General features: G+C 31.3%; 19 protein-coding genes. 18 read left to right on the top strand and 1 reads right to left on the bottom strand.

All coding sequences use genetic code 11. The features are described from left to right. The first annotated feature begins 122 nt into the window (after positions 1-122). The 13 genes from OCU55_RS18990 to OCU55_RS19050 all read left to right on the top strand — a co-directional run bounded on the left by OCU55_RS18990 (position 123) and on the right by OCU55_RS19050 (position 15,772). Positions 123-1,541, top strand: coding sequence for a glycoside hydrolase family 1 protein (locus tag OCU55_RS18990; RefSeq protein WP_261853864.1), 1,419 nt, complete (start codon positions 123-125; stop codon positions 1,539-1,541). A 551-nt stretch (positions 1,542-2,092) separates the two neighbouring features. Continuing rightward, positions 2,093-4,141: a methyl-accepting chemotaxis protein gene (locus OCU55_RS18995; RefSeq protein ID WP_261853865.1), complete on the top strand. Its 2,049-nt coding sequence runs from the start codon at positions 2,093-2,095 to the stop codon at positions 4,139-4,141. A gap of 218 nt (positions 4,142-4,359) precedes the next feature. Further along, positions 4,360-5,325 carry a tRNA dihydrouridine synthase gene (locus OCU55_RS19000; RefSeq protein WP_261853866.1) on the top strand — a complete coding sequence of 322 codons (966 nt, stop codon included), beginning with the start codon at positions 4,360-4,362 and terminating at the stop codon, positions 5,323-5,325. Positions 5,326-5,357: 32 nt separating this feature from the next. Next, positions 5,358-6,278 (top strand): exonuclease domain-containing protein, encoded by a 921-nt coding sequence (locus OCU55_RS19005; RefSeq protein ID WP_261853867.1) that lies wholly within the window; start codon positions 5,358-5,360, stop codon positions 6,276-6,278. Positions 6,279-6,570: 292 nt separating this feature from the next. Continuing rightward, a complete protein-coding gene (locus OCU55_RS19010; protein WP_261853868.1) occupies positions 6,571-7,617 on the top strand; it encodes an FAD:protein FMN transferase in 1,047 nt (348 codons plus the stop codon). 73 nt (positions 7,618-7,690) lie between these two features. After that, positions 7,691-8,629 (top strand): 1,4-dihydroxy-2-naphthoate polyprenyltransferase, encoded by a 939-nt coding sequence (locus OCU55_RS19015; protein WP_261853869.1) that lies wholly within the window; start codon positions 7,691-7,693, stop codon positions 8,627-8,629. Positions 8,630-8,892: 263 nt separating this feature from the next. Then, positions 8,893-10,791 (top strand): FAD-dependent oxidoreductase, encoded by a 1,899-nt coding sequence (locus OCU55_RS19020; protein WP_261853870.1) that lies wholly within the window; start codon positions 8,893-8,895, stop codon positions 10,789-10,791. A gap of 24 nt (positions 10,792-10,815) precedes the next feature. Beyond that, the gene (locus OCU55_RS19025) at positions 10,816-11,196 is read left to right on the top strand and encodes a NusG domain II-containing protein (RefSeq protein WP_261853871.1); all 381 of its coding nucleotides are present in this window, start codon (positions 10,816-10,818) and stop codon (positions 11,194-11,196) included. Positions 11,197-11,206: 10 nt separating this feature from the next. After that, positions 11,207-11,737, top strand: a complete 531-nt coding sequence (locus tag OCU55_RS19030; protein WP_261853872.1) for a Gx transporter family protein — start codon at positions 11,207-11,209, stop codon at positions 11,735-11,737. Between the two features lie 4 nt (positions 11,738-11,741). Then, on the top strand, positions 11,742-12,707 hold the full coding sequence (locus OCU55_RS19035; RefSeq protein ID WP_261853873.1) for a polyprenyl synthetase family protein: 966 nt from the start codon (positions 11,742-11,744) through the stop codon (positions 12,705-12,707). 135 nt (positions 12,708-12,842) lie between these two features. Beyond that, the gene (locus OCU55_RS19040) at positions 12,843-13,403 is read left to right on the top strand and encodes a hypothetical protein (RefSeq protein WP_261853874.1); all 561 of its coding nucleotides are present in this window, start codon (positions 12,843-12,845) and stop codon (positions 13,401-13,403) included. 528 nt (positions 13,404-13,931) lie between these two features. Next, entirely contained in the window at positions 13,932-15,077 is a 1,146-nt protein-coding gene (locus OCU55_RS19045; RefSeq protein WP_261853875.1) for a pyridoxal-phosphate-dependent aminotransferase family protein, read from the top strand. A 161-nt stretch (positions 15,078-15,238) separates the two neighbouring features. Further along, on the top strand, positions 15,239-15,772 hold the full coding sequence (locus tag OCU55_RS19050; protein ID WP_261853876.1) for an ECF transporter S component: 534 nt from the start codon (positions 15,239-15,241) through the stop codon (positions 15,770-15,772). A 227-nt stretch (positions 15,773-15,999) separates the two neighbouring features. Here OCU55_RS19050 and OCU55_RS19055 read toward each other — a convergent pair whose 3' ends face one another. Further along, a complete protein-coding gene (locus tag OCU55_RS19055; RefSeq protein ID WP_261853877.1) occupies positions 16,000-16,815 on the bottom strand; it encodes a DUF975 family protein in 816 nt (271 codons plus the stop codon). A 729-nt stretch (positions 16,816-17,544) separates the two neighbouring features. On the opposite strand from OCU55_RS19055, the gene OCU55_RS19060 reads away from it, so the two are divergent. The 5 genes from OCU55_RS19060 to OCU55_RS19080 all read left to right on the top strand — a co-directional run bounded on the left by OCU55_RS19060 (position 17,545) and on the right by OCU55_RS19080 (position 23,805). Next, entirely contained in the window at positions 17,545-18,717 is a 1,173-nt protein-coding gene (locus OCU55_RS19060) for an NAD(P)-dependent malic enzyme (protein ID WP_261853878.1), read from the top strand. A 189-nt stretch (positions 18,718-18,906) separates the two neighbouring features. Then, a complete protein-coding gene (locus OCU55_RS19065; protein WP_261853879.1) occupies positions 18,907-19,881 on the top strand; it encodes a 2-keto-3-deoxygluconate permease in 975 nt (324 codons plus the stop codon). 475 nt (positions 19,882-20,356) lie between these two features. Then, the gene (locus tag OCU55_RS19070; protein WP_261853880.1) at positions 20,357-21,964 is read left to right on the top strand and encodes an ATP-binding protein; all 1,608 of its coding nucleotides are present in this window, start codon (positions 20,357-20,359) and stop codon (positions 21,962-21,964) included. Continuing rightward, positions 21,957-22,631, top strand: a complete 675-nt coding sequence (locus OCU55_RS19075) for a response regulator (protein WP_261853881.1) — start codon at positions 21,957-21,959, stop codon at positions 22,629-22,631. The genes OCU55_RS19070 and OCU55_RS19075 overlap by 8 nt, the downstream gene beginning before the upstream one ends. Positions 22,632-22,908: 277 nt before the next feature. Continuing rightward, positions 22,909-23,805 (top strand): LysR family transcriptional regulator, encoded by an 897-nt coding sequence (locus tag OCU55_RS19080; RefSeq protein WP_261853882.1) that lies wholly within the window; start codon positions 22,909-22,911, stop codon positions 23,803-23,805. Positions 23,806-24,042: the final 237 nt, after the last annotated feature.

Below are 24,042 nucleotides of genomic sequence, written 5' to 3' on the forward strand. Positions count from 1 at the left end.
TTGAAAAATAAATTTTAAAATTATAAGTAGATTCATGAAAATATTGGGTTTTGCTAGTGGATAAGGTAAACATTAAGGCTTAAAGCTTTTGAATTAAAATAAATTGTAAAGGAGTATAGCAAATGTTACATAAAAAATTAAAGTCTTTTCCAACAGATTTTCTTTGGGGGGCATCAACATCTGCTTATCAAGTAGAAGGGGCTAACTTAATTGATGGTAAAGGGCCATCTTGCCAAGATATTAAAAAAGTACCAGAAGGAACTTCAGAATTAGACGTCTGTGCGGATCAATATCATCGCTATAAAGAAGATGTTGCTTTAATGGCTGAAATGGGATTTAAGGTTTATCGCTTTTCTATTTCCTGGTCAAGATTAATTCCAGAAGGAACAGGAGAAGTAAATCCTAAGGGAATAGAATACTACAATAATTTAATTGATGAATGCCTAAAATATAATATAATTCCCTTAGTTACAATGTTCCATTTTGATATGCCTGCTGCGTTAGATAAGCGTGGTGGCTGGTCAAAAAGAGAATCAATTGATTGGTTTGTAAATTTTGCAAAAGTTATGTATGAGAACTTTGGTGATAGGGTTAAGTATTGGTTGACTATTAATGAACAAAATGTATTAACATTAATGGGTGATGTTATTGGTACTGCGATGATACCAGAAGGTTGCGTAAATATACGCAAAGAGATTTATCAGCAAAATCACCATATGTTAGTTGCTCAAGCAAAAGCTATGGCACTATGCCATAAAATGATTTCTGATGCTAAAATTGGGCCAGCACCAAATATATCGTTAGTTTATCCAGCTAGCTGCAAGCCAGAAGATAACTTAGCTGCTCAAAATTTAAATGCAATTCGTAACTGGTTATATCTAGATATGGCTGTATATGGAAAATACAATAGCTTAGTTTGGTCATACTTAGAAGAGATTGATGCTGTACCTGAAATTGAAGAAGGGGATATGGAGATTCTTGCTTCAGGAAAACCAGATTTTATTGGATTTAACTATTACAATACTGCTACAGTGCAAGCAAACCATATGGAAGCAAGTGTAGATGGTAAAAAGGATCAACAGAAGGCTATGGATGAACCAGGAGTATTTAAAGGTTTTAAAAATCCTAACCTGCCAACTACTCAATTTGGGTGGGAGATAGATCCAGAAGGCTTTAGAGCTACAATGCGCGAAATATATTCAAGATATAGATTGCCATTAATAGTAACTGAAAATGGTTTAGGTGCTTATGATAAGTTAGAAGATGATGGTTCAATCCATGATCCATATCGTATTGAATATTTAAGAAAACATATTGAACAGCTTCGTTTAGCTATAACAGATGGAGTTGAGATGATGGGATACTGTCCATGGTCTGCCATTGATTTGATTTCAACTCATGAAGGTATGGTTAAACGTTATGGATTCATATATGTTGATAGAGAAGAATTTAACTTAAAAACACTGGATCGTTATCGCAAAGATTCTTTCTATTGGTATAAGAAAGTTATTGGTACTAATGGAGAAGATTTAAGTAATTAATAGAGAGTATTATACAGTTGCTTTTAAAAGCTACACTTAAAGATGAAATACTTCAATCCGAAATTTATATTTGGAGTTTAATGATTGAAGTAGATTATCAATTCAGCAGAATAGATAATATAGTTAAACCCGATAAAACTAATTGATACCTATTCTAACTAATAATAGTAATAGTGTTATCAACTATATGTTTTATTTGTAACCGGTTTATCTATAATAACTATAAGAACCCTTAGAAAGAAATTTCTAGGGGTTTTTCTATTTAACTAACCTGAAATGTTATTTAATTCTTTAGTTTGTCGAATTTCCCTCGATAATACTATGGGGTTCTTGTGTCAAAACTTAATTAATACTTGTTCAAAAATCACGGTTTCTGCAGATTTTTGCTCATGCATAGATTAATAGTTGATCTATGAGCTCTATAAAGGTGTACCACTTCAATCTGAAAACTATTTTTAAAACTCTCACGGGTTCTTGTGAGAGAATTTAAAATTATAAGTTTTATTTGGAACTGGTCTATCAATAGATATAATCTTACGGAGGTAAATGAGATGAAATTCAAAACTATCAAGAAAAAACTTATACTAACATTTATATTAATAATATTAGTGCCTATGTGTACTACCGGTATTATTTCAAATGTAATACTCTATAATAATCTAAAGTCTTCTTATGTTAGCTCCATAGAGAAGTCGGTGACAGGTGTAAATAATGTCATAGATGAAAGTTATAATGGCTACGAAGCTGCGCTATCTCAAATTACAGAGGATTCTGTAGTAAAAGCGGCTCTATCAAATCCTGGTGGAACATTAGTAAAAAAAGAGCTTACAGGAATAATTAATAGTAATCCTAAAATACTAAATGCTTATGTTGCAACTGAAGATAAAGGAATGTATATATTCCCTGAAACTAAGCTTCCAGAAGGGTATAATCCAACAGAAAAATCTTGGTATAAAGATACAATGTCAAATGATATGATACTTTGGCAGGATGCTTATAAGGATGTGGCAACCGGTAAAATTGTAGTGACAGCTACAAAAAAGGTGTTAGATGATTCAGGGAAAGCTGTAGGGGTTGCTGGGATAGATATTGATATAACTAATATAGCTGTATTGTTTAAGAGTACTAAAATTGAAAAAACAGGTGAGATATTGCTGTTGGATAGAACAGGAATAGTCTTAGCAACTAAGAATAACGACTTGTTAGGAAAAAACTTAAATCCGGATAGAGTGAATACTAATGCTGATACTAAAGATCAAAAAGTAGAAGATGCTTTTAGTGATAAAACTGAGATGTCTTGGATGAAACCATTATTAGAAGGTAAGTCTAATTTTGTTCAAGTCAAGTTTAATGGAACAAGTAAGTTTATCTATTATATAAGTAATGAAAAGTCTGGTTGGAAGCTTATGGGTATGATGGATACAAGTGAGGTATATTCAAAAATACTTTCTAATGTACTAATACTAGCTGGATTCTTTGTTCTATTTATTGTAGGTGCTTTGATGGTTGGACTATGGATTTCAAGGAGCTTAACAAAGCCGATTAATCACTTGAAAGAAGCTATGAAAAAAGGTGAAGCTGGTGATTTGACTGTAGTAACAAACATAAATAGTTCTGATGAGCTAGGTGAATTAGGAAGTAGATTTTCTAATATGATTAGTAGTGTTAAAAATTTAGTTACGTCAGTGAAAAGTTCTGCTGATAATGTACTAAGTTTTTCAGAAGATCTTACTAAACGAGCAGAAGAGGTTACATCTTCTTCAGAAGAAATAGCGAGAGTTATTGATGAAATTTCAAAAGGTGTTCAAGAACAAGCATATGAAGTAGATAAAGCATCTGAGATTGCAACGGAGTTTAACAATAATTTATCTAAGATTAAAGATTATAATAATAAGATAAATACAGAAAGTAAAGAGATGGAAGCTAGCAGTGAAAAGACAATGGTTGCGTTTAAGGAGCTTAAAACAAAAAATGAAAGCACTATAAACGGAGTTTCTGAGATTTCTGAAAGTATCGGAGTTTTAGTGAAGGAGACTGAGGATATTGGTCAGATATTGAGCACAATTCTAAATATCTCATCTCAAACTAATTTATTAGCTTTAAATGCGGCTATAGAAGCTGCAAGAGCAGGAGAATCTGGAAGAGGCTTTGCTGTAGTTGCTGAAGAAGTTAGAATGCTTGCAGAACAGTCTGGTGAATCTGCTGTGAATATAAGGAATATAATAACTAGAGTTATAGAAACTACTAAAACTGCTGCAGTTAGTATGGACAATATTAAAGCTGATGTAGAAAACCAAAATTCAGCAATGTCTACTACAGAGCAAAGTTTTGTTAGTTTAAGTGAATCCATTGAAAGTATAATAGGAAAAATTATTTCAATGAATGAAAGTATAGAATTAATGTTAACTAACAGTGGGATACTTACTTCAAATATACATAACATTTCCTTCGTATCTGAGCAGTCCGCAGCAGCTGCTGAAGAAGTTAATGCTAGCGTATCTAACCAATTAAATGATATGCAAAACGTAAAAGCGCAAGCAGATGAGCTTTATAATCTAGCTCAAGCATTAGAGACGCTTATAGAAAAATTTCAAGTTTAATTATTAGAGTAATAGTACTTGCTTTTTACCAAAAATCCACGATAGAAATATCGTGGATTTTTAATGTATAGTAAATCATAAAAAGTGGATGAAAAATTGTCAATATAGTCGCTTTAGTAACTTTTTTAATTTATAATAAAAAAGACTTATAAAGCACTATATTATAAACTTAATAATCATCACAAAATAAATACAATATTTATATAAGGAGTTATTAAATGAAATACTACTTAGCGCCAATGGAAGGAATTACTGGATACATATATAGAAATACTTATGAAAAGTTTTTTCATAATATCGATAAATATTTCACACCATTTATTGTTGCAAATAAGGGATTAAGCCTTAAAACTAGAGAATTAAGGGATGTATTACCTGAAAATAATAAAGGAATGAACATAGTTCCTCAAATACTTACTAACGATTATGAAGGTTTTATTAATACTACTAAAAAACTACAACAGTTAGGGTATAATGAAGTTAATTTAAACTTAGGATGTCCTGCTGGAACAGTAGTTAAAAAAAATAGGGGCTCAGGATTTTTAGCTATAAGAGAAGAACTTGATATATTTTTAAGTGAAATATACAAAATGGATGATGTGAAAATTTCCATAAAAACTAGAATAGGAAAAGATAGTCCAGAAGAATTTTATGAGTTAATAAAAATCTATAATAAATATCCTATAGAAGAATTGATTATTCATCCAAGAACACAAAAGGACTTTTATGGAAATAAACCTAATCTAGAGGTGTTTAAAGACGCGTTATCTTCAAGCACTAATCCAGTATGCTATAATGGTGACATTTTTACTGTTAGCGACTATAAAAATATAACTGAAACTTTTCCAGAAGTGAAAGCAGTAATGCTTGGAAGGGGGATACTAGCTAATCCAGGATTAATGGATTTGATAAGAAACAATACTAAGACAGATAAAAAAATATTGAAAGATTTTCATGATGAAATTTTTAAGCAATACATAGAATTATTTAACGAAGATAGAAATGCAATATTTAGAATGAAAGAATTATGGGGGTATATGAGTCACATATTCTCTGATAATAAAAAGTATATTAAAAAAATAAGAAAGTCAGAAAAGTTAAGTGATTATAATGAAGCTGTGTCAAGTTTATTTGAAGAGCAGGAGATTATAGAAGGAGCGGGATTGTTTTATAATCAAGATTAAAAAGTATTATAAAAAGATCAAATTGAGGGAAAATGAATTTTATAGCTATAGATTTTGAAACTGCAAATGAAAAGAGGAATAGTCCATGCTCAATCGGTATTGTAGTTGTTAAAAATGGGCATGTAGTAGAAAAAATACATCATTTAATAAGACCTAAAGAAATGAGATTTATGCCAATTAATATTGGAATTCACGGGATAAGACCCAGTATGGTTGAAAATGAGTCGGAATTTGATAAGGTATGGGAAAGCATTAAGCATTATTTTAATGAAAGTTTAGTAATAGCCCATAATGCGTCTTTTGATATATCGGTTTTGAGAAACAGTGCACAACTTTATGATATAAAGCTTCCGAGTTTTAAATATATTTGTACCATGAAACTTGCTAGAAATTTTTATAAAGGAATTGAAAATGCAAGATTGAATACAGTTAATGATTTTTTAGGATATGAGTTTAAGCATCATGATGCACTATATGACGCGCTTGCATGTAGTAATATATTGCTCAATATATCGGAAGAATTAGGATGTAAAGCTATTGATGAAATATCTAAATTGATAGGAGTAACTATAGGAACTGTAGATAGCAATGGATATACTCCTTCATCAATCAAAACAAAAGTTTTTAAAACTTCTAATAGAAAGTATCAACCTAAGATGGAGAGCATATTTGAAAAATTAGATAGTGATTTGTTTAGAGATGAAATGGTTATATTTACTGGGAAATTGACTTCTATGTCTAGAGATGAAGCAATGAGGTTAGTTAAAAAACTTGGTGGTAATACGGGGAGTTCGGTTACTAGAAATACAACAATCTTAGTTACTAATATGAAAGACATAAAGGACTTACGTAGAGAAGAAATGAGTGTTAAGCTGAAAAAGGCATTGGACTTAAGTTCAAAAGGGCAGGATATAAAGTTTTTAAATGAAGAAGAATTTTTGCAACTAAAATAATTAAATAAAAATTCTTACTTCTATAAAAAAATAATAAAAAACACTGATTATTAGATATCAGTGTTTTTTTTGGATATTTTTATGATATAATTAAATAAAGTTAAAAAATTAACTATTTTGTAATAAGTACTTGCGTTAATATGGTTATTGTTACATAATTAAAGTAGATAAACTTTTAATACAATATTACGTAATAGAGGTTTATATAGTGTCGTAATTTTATATATTATTCATAATGTAACACTAGTTTCAGTAGCAATACTGATGTCAATATGTTTTTGGAGGACAACAGATGATAAAAAAGATATTAGCTATTGGTTTAAGCCTGTTTTTAATCATACCGATGGTTTCTTGTTCAAAAAAAGATGAAAAAGTTGATAAGTATGCTACTAAAATGGACACTATTATGCATTTAACAGCTTATGGTCCTAATGCTAGCGAAGCAATAGATGAAGCTTTTAAAAGAGTAGATGAAATCGAAAAGATAGCAAGCAGTTCAATAGAGACCAGTGATGTAAATAAGATTAATGAAGCTGCAGGTAAAGAATACGTAAAGGTACATCCTGAGATTGTTAAGATTATAAAAACTTCAATTGAGTATTCTAAGATCAGTAATGGAGCTTTTGATATAACAGTAAGTCCACTTATAAAACTGTGGGGGATTGGTACAGATCAAGAGAGAGTTCCAGCTGATTCTGAAATTAAGGATAAATTAGCACTTGTAGGATATAAAAATATTAGTATTAATGAGTCAGACAATAGTGTTAAGCTTATGAAAGCTGGTATGGCTATAGATCTTGGAGGAGTTGCTAAAGGATTTACAGCAGATGAAATAGTAAAGGTTTTTAAAAAATATGGTGTCAATAGTGCTATTATAAATCTTGGTGGCAGTTCCATATATACACTTGGAGTTAAACCAGATAAAACCCAATGGTCTGTGGCAATTCAGAACCCAAGGAAAGAAAAAAATGAAGGTAATATTGGTATTGTTAAACTAAATCAAGGCGCACTTTCTACCTCTGGAGATTATCAGAGATTTTTTATAAAGGATGGTAAGCGCTATCACCATATACTAGATCCATTCACTGGATATCCGGCAGATGCAGGGGTAATGAGCGATACTATACTTATTGATAGTAGTATAGCTGATTGCAATATGCTTGCAGATATTCTTACAAAAGTCACTTTTGTAAGTGGTGTGGATAAGGGAATGAAAATTATTGATAGTATAAAAGGAATATCCTGTATGGCTGTAACTACAGATTTTAAAATATATAAATCCTCTAAGTGGGATACAAAAATAGAAGAGCTAAGTCCTGATTTTAAGATGGCGAATTAATTAGCTTCTATTATTTATACTAAACAGTTTTTTAAATTTGTGAAATACAATTACGATGAAATGAGTGATAAGTTTGTCAATCAGTAAATTTTTTGAGTTAGTGGAAATAAAAACCAAACTAGCAAGCGTGATTCCATTTTCTTTAGGTTCAGCTTTTGCTATTTATAGATATAAAAGCTTTAACTTAAAGAATTTTATAATAATGTTTATTTCATTGATTTGCTTTGATATGGCTACTACAGCAATTAATAATTATATTGATAATACAAAAGCAAAAAATAGCTCTGAAAATAATAGCTTACTTACTAAATATGGAGCAAATAAGTCAAAGGTATTATTGATAATCTTTATATTATTAGCAATTGCAACTACAGCAGGAATTATGCTTACTTTGAATACAAACATTATAGTTTTATTGATAGGTATTATTTCCTTTATAGTAGGAATATTTTATACTTTTGGTCCTATTCCCATTTCAAGAATGCCATTAGGAGAAGTATTCTCCGGATTTTTTATGGGGTTTGTAATTATATTCCTGTCAGTGTATATTCATATTTTTGACACTAATATAATATCATTTACATATCAAAACAATATTTTAAGTGTTGGAATCAATCTGTTGGAGATTGGTTGTATATTTTTGTTTTCCATACCTGCTATAGGAGGCATAGCAAATATAATGCTTGCCAATAACATTTGTGATGTAGAAGAGGATATTAAGAATAATCGATTTACTTTGCCATATTATATAGGAAGGCCAATGGCTTTAAAGCTTTTTAAACTATTATACTATATTGGGTATGTAGATATAGTGTTACTTGCACTACTTAAAGTGATTCCATTAGCTTCATTGTTTGTGCTCATAACATTAATTAAAGTAAATAAAAATATTAAACTCTTACAAGATAGGCCGATTAAAAATGAAAATTTTGTCGTATCAGTTAAAAATTTTTTATTGATAAATACTTCACAAGTTATTATAATGATATTCATAGTAATGGCATCAAAATAATAGGAGAAATATGTGGAAAAATGTAAAAACATGTGAAAAGGTGTTTATGAAACTGATTCTATGATAAAATATACTTAATTATGAATAGAAATAAAAATCTTTTATTAATAAAAGGTTTTAATATAAATTATTTAAATTATCCTTGAAACAATATAAAATCATGAGGGCTCTAGATTGAAAACCTTTTCTTTAGAATTGGTTAACATATATTGATAATTATGGAGTTTTGATGAGTAAAAATAAAGAATACGGGGTGGTAAGTGGTGTCAAAAAAGAATATCGTAATTTTAGGAGCAGGTTATGGTGGTGTACAAGCTGCGAAAATTTTAAGTAAGAAGTATAAAAAAAATAATGACGTAGAAATTACATTAATTGACAGAAATCCAATTCATACACTAATGACAGAGCTACATGAAGTAGCTGGGGGAAGAGTAGAACCTGATTCAGTACAAGTTGATTTAAGAAAAATATTTTATAAGACTAAGGTTAATATTATCACTGAAGAGGTAAAAACTGTAGATGTTAACAAACAAGCTTTAACTACAGAGTTCAGCGAATATAAATATGATTATTTAATCTTAGGTACAGGAAGTGAGCCAGCTTATTTTGGAATACCAGGAGTTAAGGAAAATGGATTTTCTCTTTGGTCACTAAATGATGCTCTTAAGATAAGACATCACATTGAAGAGATGTTTAAGCTTGCTAGCAGAGAGAGAAATGAGCAAAAGAGACAAGCTATGCTTACTTTTGCTGTTGCAGGTGCAGGTTTTACAGGTATAGAGATGATTGGCGAACTTATGGAGTGGAAAAAGAAGCTTTGTAAGGAATACAATGTAGATCTAAATGATGTAAAATTAATGGTTGTAGAAGCTTTAGGCAATATTCTTAATATTTTAGATGAAAAGATGGCGCTAAAAGCAGAGCAATACATGGTTAGAAATAATGTTGAAATATTAAAAAATTCTGCTATTACAGAAGTTACACCTAATGAAGTAAATCTTAAAGACGGAAGAAAGATTTCAACAAGAACATTAATCTGGACTTGTGGTGTACAGGGAAATTCTTTTGCTAAAGAGTTTGGACTAACTCTAAACAATAGAGGAAGAGTAAGTACTAATGAATTTATGCAATCACTTGATAAAGAAAATGTTTATGTTGTAGGTGATGCCGCTTTCTTAGAAGAAAATTCAAAGCCATTACCTCAAATAGTTGAAGCAGCACTTCAAACAGCTGAAACTGTATCTCATAATATTATTGCAGATATTGAAAAATCAGAGAAAAAAGCATTTAAATCAAACTATCATGGTTTTATGGTTTCAATCGGCAGTCATTATGCAGTTGCAGATGTAGGTGGAATGAAGCTTACAGGATTCTTGGCAACAGCAATGAAACATATGGTGAATTTACACTACTTATTCGGTGTTGGCGGATTCTACTTAATTTTTAGATACTTATTCCATGAATTCTTTGATATTAAGGAAAGACGTTCTATGATAGGAGGACATGCATCAGCTAAATCTCCATCATTCTGGCTAATTCCTTTAAGATTATATATAGGTTCAATGTGGGTACTAGAAGCATTGAAAAAGTTAATTGGTGAGCAAACTTGGGCAAACGCTTCAGGATTTGGTAAAATAACTTCTGGGCTTGGACCAGATAGCTGGTTTAAAGCTGGAAACATTAAATTACCTTTTGACTGGTTATTAGATGGTACTGCTAGTGCGTCTGTGGCAGATTCAACTTCAAATGCAGCTCCACAAGTTACACCTATATTAAGTAGTATGCCAGGATTCTTTAAAGCAATTATGAAGATCATGATACCAAATCCAGAGGTAGCTATATGGTTCCAAAGAATAGTTGTTTGTACAGAACTTGGTATAGGACTATGTCTTTTAGCTGGATTATTTACTTGGCTTGCAAGTGCTGCTTCAGCGTTTTTAACTGTTAACTTTGTATTATCTGCGATGGCTGGATATGACATACTTTGGTTCTTCTTTGGTGCTATAGCTCTTATGGCTGGTGCTGGAAAATCAGTAGGTCTTGATTATTTTGTAATGCCATGGCTTGGTAAACATTTAGGAAACTTCTGGCTTGGAAAACAAAAGCCAATATATAAAAATGAAACTTCAGTATACAGCAATGGAACCTCAGCTAAACTTTAAAAAAGGTGATGAAAAGAGGTAATAATGAAAAAGTGGGATGTAATCATAATAGTTGCACTAATTATAATCTCATTCATTCCTGAAGGTGTAATGCTTATTACAAATTTAAATAAGCATGACAGTTTATATGTAGAGGTATATTCACAGGGGAAGTTATTTAAAAAACTTCCTCTGAAAAAAGATTCTGAAAAGGTAACCTTTACTGTAAAGAATGAAATAGGGGAAAATGTTGTTGAAATAAATAACGGACAAGTAAAAGTCATTGATGCAGATTGTTATGATAAAATATGTGTAAAGGCTCATGCTATCAGCAAACCTGGTGAATCATTAATATGTTTACCGCATAAGGTAGTTGTGAGAGTAACAGGTGAAGGAAAACAGGAGACGGATGAACAATCCTTTTGAGGTGATTTAAATGAGAAAAACTCGAAAGATGGTATTCTTATCATTGCTTGTATCTCAAGCGCTGGTACTTCATATAGTTGAATCCATGATACCAATACCCTTTATAACTCCAGGAGCAAAACTTGGCTTAGCTAATATTGTGACTGTCGTATCACTGTATTCCTTTGGTGAAATCGAAACTCTCTTAGTTATTATAGTTAGATTGCTGCTTGCTTCTATGTTTGGCGGAAGTATATCTAGTCTATTATATAGCATCGCTGGGGCATTATTCAGCTTTTTTATAATGGTAATAATAAAGAGAATAGGTAAAGATAAGGTAACTTTAATAGGGGTTAGTGCTGCAGGGTCGGTTTTTCATAACATTGGTCAAATTACTATGGCTGCATTGGTAGTTCAAAATGTAAATATAAGTTTATATCTTCCCGTTTTAACAATAGCAGGAATAGGTACAGGCTTTTTTGTTGGGTTAACTTCTAGATATACTTTAAACCATCTAAATAGGCTAAACGCAACTACTAAACTATTTGACGATAAAGGGTGATTACATGGATAAATTTTGGAGTGAATATCCAGTTGTGAATAATGATTTAGAAGAAGTCATTAAAATAATAAAAAAGAATATTAAGTGTAAAGAAAAACTTGTTGAAAATGCAATTTTAGAACTAGTAAATTCAGGTGGTAAGCTGCTTAGACCAGCCTTCTTAATTATTGCTGCAAGATTTGGTGAGTTTAAGGAAGAAGACATTTATCCGCTGGCAGCTGTACTTGAGATGTTACATATGGCTACTTTAGTTCATGATGATATAGTAGATGATTCCAAACTTAGAAGAGGAACTGAAACTGTTCAGTCTAAGTATGGTAAAGATTATGCAGTATATATAGGCGATTTTTTATTCTGTAGATGTTTTAAAATCTTATCTGAACATTCTACTTTAAAAAATATTAATGCAGACTCAAATGTTATGTCTAGAATCTGCATGGGAGAAATAGAACAATTCTCCTCCAAATATAACAAACAAGTATCCGTAAAGAGATATTTAAAGAGAATATCTTCAAAGACTGCAGAGCTTTTTTCATTAAGTTTTTATAGTGGTGCCACTGCAAGTAGATGTGATGAAAGGTTATCTAGAAAGCTTTCTAACATCGGACATAATATAGGAATGGCATTTCAAATAATTGATGATATTTTAGATTATACTGGTAGTGAGGAAGTAGTTGGAAAATCAATAGGTACTGATATAAAACAAGGTCTTTATACTTTACCTCTAATATATGTACTAGAGAAGAAAAATCCTAATTTAGCCTCAATTCTTGATAAAGAATCTGTCGATGATAAGGATATTAGGGAGATTGCTGATATAGTGAAGAGCTGTGGAGGAATTGAAAAATCTAGAGCATTAGCTGAAAGATACACTAATAAAGCTTTTAATTTAATTAATACTCTACCAGAAGGTGAAAATAAAAATATCTTATTAAAGACAACAGAAAAGTTATTAGTAAGATTTTATTAGATAAAGATTGCAACTTCTCAAATAAATTTAAAAGAATTTGGTGTTTATAATTATAAGGATAAATTGTGGTGTTTCGATGTCACTTTATCTATTATATTATAATAAATTTAAAAACAATTTAAGGGGGATTTTTTTATGAAAATCAAAGCATTATTATTATCAACTGTTATGGCAGCAGCACTATTAGCTGGATGTGGTTCTAAGGAAGCTACAACAACTAAAACAACAGAACCAGCAAAAACTACTACTACAGATGCAGTAGCATCAGCATCAGTAACAGACAATGCAGACGTTTTTGCTAAAACAATAGGCAAGGATGGAAAATGGATCATCGCTATCACAAAGGATATGACAGTAGACAAAGACCTAGTATTAGATGGTGAATTTAAGAACGGTAAGAAAGATGCTGCAGGTAAAGAAACTTTACAAAGAAAGATAGCTCTTTACACTCAAGATGCTAATCATAAAGTAACAGCTAGATTTACATTAACAGCTCCAAAAATAACTATAAAGAGCCCATTAGCTAGTATCCAACACGGAACTTTCAAAGGTGATGTATATGTTGAAACTAACGACTTCCAATTAGTTGATGCTAAGGTTGATGGAAATATCTATTTCAAAGATGATGCAGCTAAAGCTGGATTCAAGATGGATGCTACATCTTCTGTAACTGGAAAGCAAGAAGTTAAGAAGTAGTATCATAGTCTTTGATCTTTAAAGATTTTAACTTATAGAAAGAAAACGGTTAATCGATTGATTGACCGTTTTTTTATTGCATTAAAAAATATAAAACCTTTAGGTTAGTGTGAGTTAGCTAGTTAAATTATTTTGTTCTGTGTTGTATGAATGTTTATCCATTGTAGTATTTCAGGCAGAACATCGTCTTCCTTTGGATTCTTAATGGAGGGAATAAAATCTAGCATAACTTGTTCTATAATATCTATTAAGAGAGATGTAAGATTGTAGTTCACACTTTGCTTGGTGTAATAGGCCGATTGTGATTATTAAAGACTTAATTAATTAGTTGATGTAGAAAAGCAAATTGTGCCGGTACAATTTGCTTTTTTTATTTTATGTGGTATCTTATTAATATTAAATAGTGAGCTAAAGAGTTCCTATATCGAAACTTAATTTATACTTGTTCGAAAATTACGCACCTATGAATTTTAGCATGTACAAATTAATAGTTGAGTTAGGAACTCCATAAAAGAGGAGGTATCTATAATGAATGATAAATTTGTATATGCACCAGGGCCTACCAGTATAAGGGAAAATGTGAGATTGGAAAGAGCTAGGACAACTACTAATCCTGATGTTGATAAAGACTTTATAGAGTTCTATAAAAGTACTTGCGATAAGATAGGTAAGATAATAAAAACTGAGAATCCAGTTTACATATTGAGTGGCGAAGGTATTTTAGGACTTGAAGCAGCATGTGCATCTCTTACTGAATTAGGTGATAGGGTTCTTGTATTAGATAACGGAATTTATGGAAGAGGCTTTAAAGATTTCGTTGAAATGTATGGAGGAGAAGGAGTATACTTTTCTGACGATTACAACAAAGCTATTGATACAAACAAGTTAAAGGGATTTTTAGAGAAGGACCATAACTTTAAGTATGCAACAATAGTGCATTGTGATACACCAACAGGAGTTTTAAATGACTTATCTAAGATATGCCCAATACTAAGTGAGTATGGAATTTTAACTGTTGTTGATTCTGTTTCAGCGATGGCTGGAGAAGATATAAAAGTTGATGATTGGAAGATTGATATAGCGTTAGGAGGTTCACAAAAAGCATTTTCAGCACCAGCAGGATTAACTATGGTAAGCATCAGTGAAAAAGCTAAAGTAGCAATGAAGAATAGAAAAACTCCTATTATAGGCTTCTATTGTAATCTAACTATTTGGGAAAATTATTATGAAAATAAGTGGTTTCCATATACAATGCCAATAAGTGATATCATGGGTTTAAGTAAAGCAGTAGACAATATCTTAGATGAAGGGGTTCAAGAGGTACTTGATAGACATGAAAAGATTGCTGGCGCAACTAGAGAAGCTATAAAGGAATATGGACTTGAACTATTTTTAACAGACGGATATTCTAATACGGTTACTGCCGTTAAGGTACCAGAAAGTATAGGTGCATTACAGCTTAAAGAGCATATGTTAAAGAAATATAATACTTTAATAATAACATCATTGAAACCATATGATAATGAGATTTTAAGAATAGGACATATGGGAGAAAATGCTCGTGAAGATAAAATCATTTACGCGTTAAATATAATAAATAAAGGACTAAAAGATTTAGGCTTTAATAGCGAAGAGAATTTAGTGGGGCTATTTAATAAATACTTAGCTAGATAGAATTGGATAATTAAGTGCTGTTAAAGCACTGTACTTAAATTAAGTGGTTAGCTATCCGATGCTCTAATTAGCTTACGCAAAGTGTAAACAATATTCTTAAACATAACAAAGTAACTATTATATAAAATAAACTTTAAAAATAAATAAAGGTGGGGCAAGAAATGGAAGTAAATAGAGACAAAAGTAGATTTAAAACAAAAGATATGGTGATAACAGCACTATTAACCGCATTAGTATTTGTAGCAACAGCATTTATTAACGTTAGATTACCGTTTTTATCTAATGGTGGATTAGTTCACTTAGGAACTGTAATGCTATTTATTACAGCAATTGTATTTGGAAAACAAAAAGGAGCTATTGCAGGGGCAGTTGGAATGGCGATTTTTGACTTATCTTCAGGATGGGCACTATGGGCACCGTTTACTTTTGTGGTAAGAGGAATAATGGGATATATGGTTGGAACTATTGCTTGGAGCAAGAATAAATCTGGTGATAGCTTTATACTAAATACAGTTGCAATGATATTATCTGGTATATGGATGATATTTGGATATTATGTTACTGAAGGAGTCCTTTATGGAAATTGGATAACGCCAGTAGGATCAATCCCTGGGAATGTAGCACAAATTGTTATCGGATTGGCATTAGGTTTACCTATGGCGAAAGTTCTTAAGAGATATGTGAAGTATATATAAAGGTATATCACTTAAATTCGTAAGATATCTTCACAATCATATCAGAATTTATTGAGAGAATTTAAGAATAGACTCAGGTGAGTTGTTCATCTTATGTAATAAACCCTTGATGATAAGTATATTTATTTATCATTAAGGGTTTATTTATATAAAAAAGATTTTTAAATTGTATTTATCTGAATGGTCAACACTTATCACATTACTCAGCTGTATTGTTAATTATAATATTACCACATACTATCGTATGATTCTGGTTGATCTAATAATAAGTCTTCATAGGTACAAAAACCGTTATTTAATGCATTTCTACGTAATACTAAATATAATTCAGTATCTGTAGCATTTTGATAAGGAAGCACAAATAGTATACCTATTCCTAAAGCTAATGCTCCTAAGAGGTACCAACCTATAAATGATAAGTCTAATACAAACATATCAAATTTATGTCCTCTAGTCATTTCATTACTTAAAGCAATTGCCCTCTTAACTCCGATATTAGGGTTATCAGCAAGTATATATGGAACCATGCTGTAAGCATAGGATTTTATTATACCAGGAATTATTAACAACAAAGTCCACAAGAAGATTAAGATTTTTGTTACTAGCATTGTTTTTACTATACCACCATAGTTATATCCATTAAATCCAAAACTAAAGCATCCCTTGTTATTTTTATATTGAGCTGATTTAATAAAATATCTTCTTCCTCCTACTTCAAGAGAATAGCCAAGGAATATACGAAGAGCAACTATTCCTAAGACTGCTATAAGCCCAAATAGTAAAAATGGGAAAAGGTAGTGAATTGGAAAAATATTAGGGAAGCTTGAATGAAAATTAGTCGGTGAATTATTTGAAAAACCATTAGTTATGTCTGAGTAGAAATCGTTTCTTGCATTTCTTGAATGAGAACCGCCTCCGCTTCCACCACTCCAGCCTCTACTTCCTCCTGCTAGGGCAATTACTATACTAACACCAAAGGCACTCCAATAAATACTTCTTAGAACTGCTTTAGCTCTGTCTTTTAACTCTTTTCTAGACCACATGATATCCTCCACTAAAATTATTAATTTAACTACATTGCATAATATACAAGTTGTATTTCTTAAATACGTTGTTAAGTGATTACTATAAAAATATTATATGGTATTTATTACTGTTTAACAAACTTATTATATTATTATATCTGCCCATATTTATTGATTTAATGCTTCGGTTAAATACAGCCTTGCTATTTCATGTAATTACTTTAATTTTCTAGTGATTCCTAACCTATATGAATTTTAGTTACGAGATGGAATTATAAAGATAATATAGCCAATATGGTTTGAGGATATAGGATGTTGCTATTATAGTTTATTAAGATAAAATGAGGCATAATATACGTTAAAAATATAACAAAGTATTCTTTATGACCATAATTTGTTTTTAAAGTTTATAATATTTTAATGTTTAAAGGATGATGTTATTATTTGTACATAGCAAACGATTACAAGAATTTGATGTAAGGCAATGTTAAAGAACTGCGTTAAAATTAAATGGTTAATCATCCGATGCTTTAATGAGCTTACGCAAAGAATTAATATGATTTTGTCATATTCCATGGCTAAAACTGTAAACTCACTACGTTCGAACAGTACAGTTTTTGACGCCATTCCATCTGAAAAAATCATTTAATTCTAATAGCTCGCTCATATAGCATCTCCTGTATAACCATTTAATTTTAACAAAAGTCATAGACATAGCCCAATATAAGTGAAAGGTAGGTAAAATAAATGAATTATTTTGAAGAAAGTTTAAAATTACATGAGAAAAATATAGGAAAGATAGAGGTAGTATCAAAGGTAGCAATTGAAACAAGAGAGGATTTAAGTTTAGCGTATACTCCTGGAGTTGCAGAACCATGTAGGAAAATTCATGAGGATGAAGAAAACGTCTACAAGTATACTTCCAAAGGAAATCTAGTTGCTGTAGTAACAGATGGAACAGCAGTACTTGGGCTAGGAGATATAGGTCCTAAGGCAGGACTACCAGTTATGGAAGGTAAGGCGATTTTATTTAAAGCTTTTGCAGATGTTGATGCATTTCCAATATGCTTAGATACAAAGAATGTAGATGAGATAGTAAAAACTGTGAAGCTTATAGCTCCAGGCTTTGGTGGGATAAATCTAGAAGATATAGGAGCACCAAGATGCTTTGAAGTTGAGGAAAGATTAAAGAAAGAGCTAGATATACCAGTATTTCATGATGATCAACATGGAACTGCCATAGTTGTTCTTGCTGGTGTGATAAATGCTTTAAAGGTAGTTGAAAAGAAAATAGAAAATATAAAAGTTGTTGTAAATGGCGCTGGAGCTGCAGGAACTGCTATAGCTAAGTTACTACTTTCATTAGGAGTTAAGAATCTAATTGCTTGTGATAAGGTTGGCATTCTATATAGTGGAATAGAAAATGTAGATGATGCAAAAAAAGAACTTGCCAAGGTAACTAATCCAGATAATATTAAAGGAACTTTAGCTGATGCATTAGTAGGTGCTGATGTATTTATAGGGGTTTCTGCACCAGGAATAGTAAGCCAAGATATGGTAAGAGCAATGAATAAAGACTCTATATTATTTGCAATGGCAAATCCAACTCCTGAAATAATGCCAGATGAAGCAAAGGCTGCAGGAGCGAGGGTAATAGGTACAGGCAGATCTGATTTTCCTAATCAAGTTAACAATGTACTAGCTTTCCCAGGGATATTCAGAGGTGCATTGGATGTTAGAGCAAAAGAGATCAATGAAGAGATGAAAATAGCTGCAGCTTATGCAATAGCTTCTATGATAAAAGATGAAGATTTAAATGAGAATAATGTAATTCCAAATGCATTAGATAGAACCGTTGCAGCTAACGTTGCTGAGGCAATAAAGAAGGCAGCAAGAGAAAGTGGGGTAGCAAGAGTTTAAATCAGTAGTTTGTTCATAGGATATCATTCAAAAAGACAAATTAAACTTTTAGGTACTGTTAAAGTACTGTATCGAAATTAAAGGGTTAGCTATCCGATACTTTAATGATATTAAAGTTTTAACAGTGGTTTTAAACATAATCAATTTTGAAAATATCAAATAAATATAAAAATAGATGGAGGTATAAAAATGCAAATTCCAATTAAGAAGACACTTGATAAAATACCAGGCGGTATGATGGTAGTGCCATTATTTCTCGGTGTATTAGTTAATACGTTTTTTCCACAATTCTTAAAAATTGGTGGATTTACAACTGCACTATTTGGTCCAGCAGCATCATCAACAATATTAGCTTGTTTTATGTTTTTGATTGGTTCACAAATCAACTTTAAGTTAGCACCAAAAGCTTTGAAGAAAGGTGCATTACTGATAACAGGAAAGTTTATAGTAGGAGCAGGAATAGGTATATTCGTAGGAAAAGTTTTTGGAACTGCTGGAGTATTAGGTTTATCACCACTAGCAATTCTTGCAGCATTAACAAATTGTAATGGTGGTTTATATGCATCACTTGCTTCGCAATATGGTGATGAAACTGATGTAGGCGCATATGCTTTATTATCTCTAAAGGATGGTCCATTCTTTACATTGGTAGCATTAGGAGCTTCAGGGCTTGCTCAAATTCCTTTTAAAGCACTTTTAGCAGTATTGATACCAATAGCAATAGGTATGATTTTAGGAAATATTGATTCTGAAATGAGAAAGTTCCTTGGAAGCAGTAAGTTATTATTAATCCCATTCTTCTCATTCCCATTAGGAGCAGGTATGAATCTTGAAACTATTGTGAAAGCAGGAGGCCCTGGAATAATACTAGGCATTGTAGCAGCATTTACTGGAATAGGTGCTTACGTTCTTCTAAAATTATTTAAGGAAGAGCCTATAATTGGACTTGCAACAGGATCAACTGCAGGAAACGCAGTTGCAACTCCAGCAGCTGTTGCCGCGGCAGATCCAACTCTAGCTGCAATTGCAACAGTAGCTACAGCTCAAGTTGCAGCAGCATGTGTAGTTTCAGCTATAGTTTGTCCGTTTGTTGTATCATATGTATTTAAAGTACTTGGAAATAGAAAGCTGAAAAATATGAATAACGAAGTTGCCACAGGATAATAGTAATTGTAAATTTGAAAAATTAAAATATATACCCACATATATATAATAGAAAAGCGGTAAATTTTTAAGGTTAGATAGAATAAATTGAACACTTTGGATTGATATTAAATTAAGTGCAGAAAAGTGGAAGACGATAATTAAAGAAGTATTATATAATGGGAGCAAAGTAGTTATTCCTGTATTAATTCTTCTATGTTATATAAATGTTCTTCTATAATTCTGTACTTTTTAATTTATAATTATAATGAGGTTATTTTGGATGTATGAGTAAAAGTTATAATAGAGGTTATATTATTTGAGTCACTGAGTATAATCAAAATCGGCTTTTAAAAATAATTTATAACTTAAAGTGGAGTATATTTATTGAGGTGTATTTATAAAAATAAACAATGAAAATTAATATTCCATTTTTATGGACTTGGTGACAGTAATGTATAAATAAATTAAGTGTTTTTAGGTTAGGTGATTATATATGAAAAAAACGATGAAACTACAAACAAAGATTACTTTATTAGTTATTACAGTGGTTTGTGTTTCTATATCTATAATTATATCTTTTGTAGCCTCATGGATGACAGGCAATATTGAAAGTAAGGCTAGAACTAATATTATGAATGTTGCTGAGATGGTAGCCCACTCGAGTGAAATAGTAGATTCATTAAAGATTAAAGATCCAAATAAAAAGATAGGGCCATACGTTAATACGCAATTAAAAAGCTTAGATCAGATTGAGTATATAATTGTTGTAGATATGGATGGTATTAGATATTCTCATCCTAATCCTGATATGATAGGAAAAAAGTTTGTAGGAGGAGATGAACAAAGGGTAGCACATAAAGGAGAAACCTATATATCTGAAGCTACAGGAACCCTTGGAAAAGCCTTAAGAGCTTTTGCGCCAATATATGACCCTATAAGTAAACAAGAGATAGGATTTGTCTCTGTTGGTACTCTCACTCACAGTATTGAAACTGCTAAACATACTGCAATTATATATATAGTCTTAATTACACTTGGTGGTCTCACAGCAGGGATAGTAGGGGCGTTTTTACTAGCAAATAGCATAAAAAAGACTTTACTTGGACTAGAACCTGAGGAAATAACAAAGCTTTATAATGAAAAAATGGGGATTCTTGATGCAATTCATGAAGGATTAGTGGCTGTTGATCAACTCGGTAGGATTACGCTAATAAATGATTCAGCATTGAGTATATTGCATTTCGAAGATAAAATAAATAAAGACAATATTATAGGTAAAAACATAGAAGAATTTATTCCCAACACTAGAATGATTACTGTATTAGAAACTGGTAAATCTGAGTTTGAAAAGGAACAGAGAATAAATAATACTATAATAGTGACAAATAGAATTCCTATAACAGATAGAGGTAAGGTTGTAGGTGTTATCGCAAGCTTTAGAGACAAGACAGAGTTAACTAAATTGGCAGAAGAGCTTACTGGTGTAAAAAAAATGGCTTGGTCCTTAAGAGCTCAAAATCATGAATTTATGAATAGGCTTCATACAATTTCAGGATTGATACAATTAGAAGAGTACGAAGAAGCACTGCAGTTTATATCAGATATCGCAAAGGTGAGAAATAATGTAAGTAATATATTAACAGAAAAAATAAAAAATCCATCCTTATCAGCACTTTTGCTTTCAAAATATAGTAAAGCTGAAGAAAATAGAGTTAAACTAAAAATAGATGAAATTTCGAATCTTACAAATCTGCCTAAATATATGACTTCCGAAGAATTAGTATCTATTATAGGAAATTTAATAGAAAATTCTTTAGATGAAGTTAAAAATGATGGTACAGGATTAATATATGTGAAAATAGTTGAGAATGAAAGACTTCTAAATATAATAGTTAAAGATAATGGTGGAGGAATCCCAGTAGAATATAGAGAGAAAATATATGAACAAGGTTTCTCAACAAAGGATGGACAGCGTGGTCATGGAATGTATATTGTAAAAAAAATAGTTGATGAATATAACGGAGTTATAACCTTTAATGTAGATGACGGAGTTAGTTGGAATATAACTATACCTATGGCAAGGAGTGAAGAGCTTGATTGAGGTAATGATTGTTGAAGATGATCCTATGGTTAGGGAAATAAATTCTAAGTTTCTAAAAAGGATAGAAGGCTTTACTTTGTATGAAGCAGTTTCTAATCTTGAAGACGCTAAAAAATATATAGATCTTAAAAAGCCTGATTTAATATTATTAGATGTATATCTGCCTAAAGAAAATGGTATTGATTTCTTAAAATGGATAAGAGCCCAAGAGATAGATATAGATGTTATTTTGATTACAGCAGATAAATCTATCGAAAGAATACAGGATGCTTTCAGATATGGAGTTATAGACTATCTTATAAAGCCTTTTAGTTTTGAAAGATTTAAAGAAGCACTTATACAATTTAAGAGCAGGTATTACAAGTTCAAGAAAAATGATGAGATTGAACAAAAAGATTTAGATCAGCTAATATCTAGTTCAAATACTTCTCAAAGTGAAGATGATTTTACTAAGGGACTCAATAAATATACTTATAGAGCTATATGGGATGAAGTAGAAAAAAGTAATTATGGAGATGTTACAGCAGAAGAGCTGGCAGAGAAATTAGGTATAGCAAGAGTGACTGTTAGAAGATATCTTGAGTACATGGAGAAAGAAAATAAGATAGAGAAGTTAGTGGAATATGGTAAGGTTGGTAGACCACAATATAAATATCATAGAGTTTAGCTAACATATTTAAATCTAGACATTAAAGAAGCAAGATATAAAAGTTTTAAGTGAAAGTTGTGAAGTTGTACCAGTAGCATTTAAAACAAGAGCAGGAATAATAGGAGCTGTAGCAGTAGCTATTATGGAAAGTAAATAAGATTGTAGAATATATGTAACACTTGTTAAAGAGAGTAAGCTGGTATGAATTACTGTGGGATATGTTGTAAAATAATATGCATTATGTTATACTTACATCAACTATCTCAACCCTTAACACGCGTATAAAGGAAAAAGTATGAACACAGAGGCGTTACAATATTTCATCAAAGTTTACGAGAAGAAAAGTGTTTCTTTGGCAGCCAAAGATCTATTTATTACTCCTCAAGGATTAAGTAAGACAATAAAACAGCTAGAAATGGACTTGGAAGCTGAGTTGTTCTGTAGAGGATCACGTGGAATGGAAGCTACAGAATGTGGTGAATTGTTATATGCTCGAGCTAAACATATCTGTTATCTGATGGAAGACATAAAAAAAGAAATTAGTATAATAAACGGTAGAAAAAATATTTTATTGAATGTTGTTGTTACATATGCCACAACATCTGCAGTTCCTCCTGATATGTTATTTGGCTTTTCTAGCGTTTATCCAAGCATAAAAATGAAGTTAAGAGAATTTCCAGATGAATATCCTATTGATAAATTGTTTGAAGAGCAGGCTGATGTTGGCTTAGTTCTTGGACATGAGGATATCGAGAATTGTGAGTATGAGCTGGTTGTACCAGGTGAAGTAGTAATAGTAGTTTCTAAAAAACATCCATTGGCAGTAAAAAATGAAATTTCTATATTAGAATTGGAAAATATGCCTTTGGTATTAAAGTCTATGGAATTAGGTAAACAGCATAGTTTAGTTGATAAATGTTTAGAATATGGATTTGCGCCTTACGTTAAGCATGAAATGGGAAATATATTAGCTGCGCATATATTATGCGAAGCCAATGGTTATGTGGCAGTTTCAGTTGACTTTATTGAAGACGCAGTTAAAAATGATAAGCTGAAAGTAATAAGACTAAAAGAAAAAATACCTCAAAATATTTATATGGTTACTAGAAAAAGGGACATACAGTCTAAGACGGTAACTCTGTTTCGAAGTTACATAAGACAATACAGCAAGGAAAGAAACAAGTCGTTTTGATGTGCGAAGGTGCATTAAAGCGACTTTTCTTATGCGCAACTAAAAGTTAACATACCGAACTTTTGGTTGATTGAGGTCGCTACCACAATGTGCTAAATTTAATCTTGTAAGGGTGATAAGCTTTACAAAGTAACGATTTGTAAGGGATCATATGAGATTAGTAAAAAATATGGGGGGGAAGAAAACGCGTGATTAAGTTAATGGGAGGTAAATTTTTTTTGCATCATTAATCTTATA

This window comes from Clostridium folliculivorans (genome assembly GCF_024341905.1).
Lineage (GTDB): Bacteria > Bacillota > Clostridia > Clostridiales > Clostridiaceae > Clostridium_AR > Clostridium_AR folliculivorans.

Bases quoted from the DNA above. Each gene is read 5' to 3' on its own strand.
- OCU55_RS18990 (WP_261853864.1), top strand. From the start codon at position 123: ATGTTACATAAAAAATTAAAGTCTTTTCCAACAGATTTTCTTTGGGGG.
- OCU55_RS18995 (WP_261853865.1), top strand. From the start codon at position 2,093: ATGAAATTCAAAACTATCAAGAAAAAACTTATACTAACATTTATATTA.
- OCU55_RS19000 (WP_261853866.1), top strand. From the start codon at position 4,360: ATGAAATACTACTTAGCGCCAATGGAAGGAATTACTGGATACATATAT.
- OCU55_RS19005 (WP_261853867.1), top strand. From the start codon at position 5,358: ATGAATTTTATAGCTATAGATTTTGAAACTGCAAATGAAAAGAGGAAT.
- OCU55_RS19010 (WP_261853868.1), top strand. From the start codon at position 6,571: ATGATAAAAAAGATATTAGCTATTGGTTTAAGCCTGTTTTTAATCATA.
- OCU55_RS19025 (WP_261853871.1), top strand. From the start codon at position 10,816: ATGAAAAAGTGGGATGTAATCATAATAGTTGCACTAATTATAATCTCA.
- OCU55_RS19030 (WP_261853872.1), top strand. From the start codon at position 11,207: ATGAGAAAAACTCGAAAGATGGTATTCTTATCATTGCTTGTATCTCAA.
- OCU55_RS19035 (WP_261853873.1), top strand. From the start codon at position 11,742: ATGGATAAATTTTGGAGTGAATATCCAGTTGTGAATAATGATTTAGAA.
- OCU55_RS19040 (WP_261853874.1), top strand. From the start codon at position 12,843: ATGAAAATCAAAGCATTATTATTATCAACTGTTATGGCAGCAGCACTA.
- OCU55_RS19045 (WP_261853875.1), top strand. From the start codon at position 13,932: ATGAATGATAAATTTGTATATGCACCAGGGCCTACCAGTATAAGGGAA.
- OCU55_RS19050 (WP_261853876.1), top strand. From the start codon at position 15,239: ATGGAAGTAAATAGAGACAAAAGTAGATTTAAAACAAAAGATATGGTG.
- OCU55_RS19055 (WP_261853877.1), bottom strand. From the start codon at position 16,815: ATGTGGTCTAGAAAAGAGTTAAAAGACAGAGCTAAAGCAGTTCTAAGA.
- OCU55_RS19060 (WP_261853878.1), top strand. From the start codon at position 17,545: ATGAATTATTTTGAAGAAAGTTTAAAATTACATGAGAAAAATATAGGA.
- OCU55_RS19065 (WP_261853879.1), top strand. From the start codon at position 18,907: ATGCAAATTCCAATTAAGAAGACACTTGATAAAATACCAGGCGGTATG.
- OCU55_RS19070 (WP_261853880.1), top strand. From the start codon at position 20,357: ATGAAAAAAACGATGAAACTACAAACAAAGATTACTTTATTAGTTATT.
- OCU55_RS19080 (WP_261853882.1), top strand. From the start codon at position 22,909: ATGAACACAGAGGCGTTACAATATTTCATCAAAGTTTACGAGAAGAAA.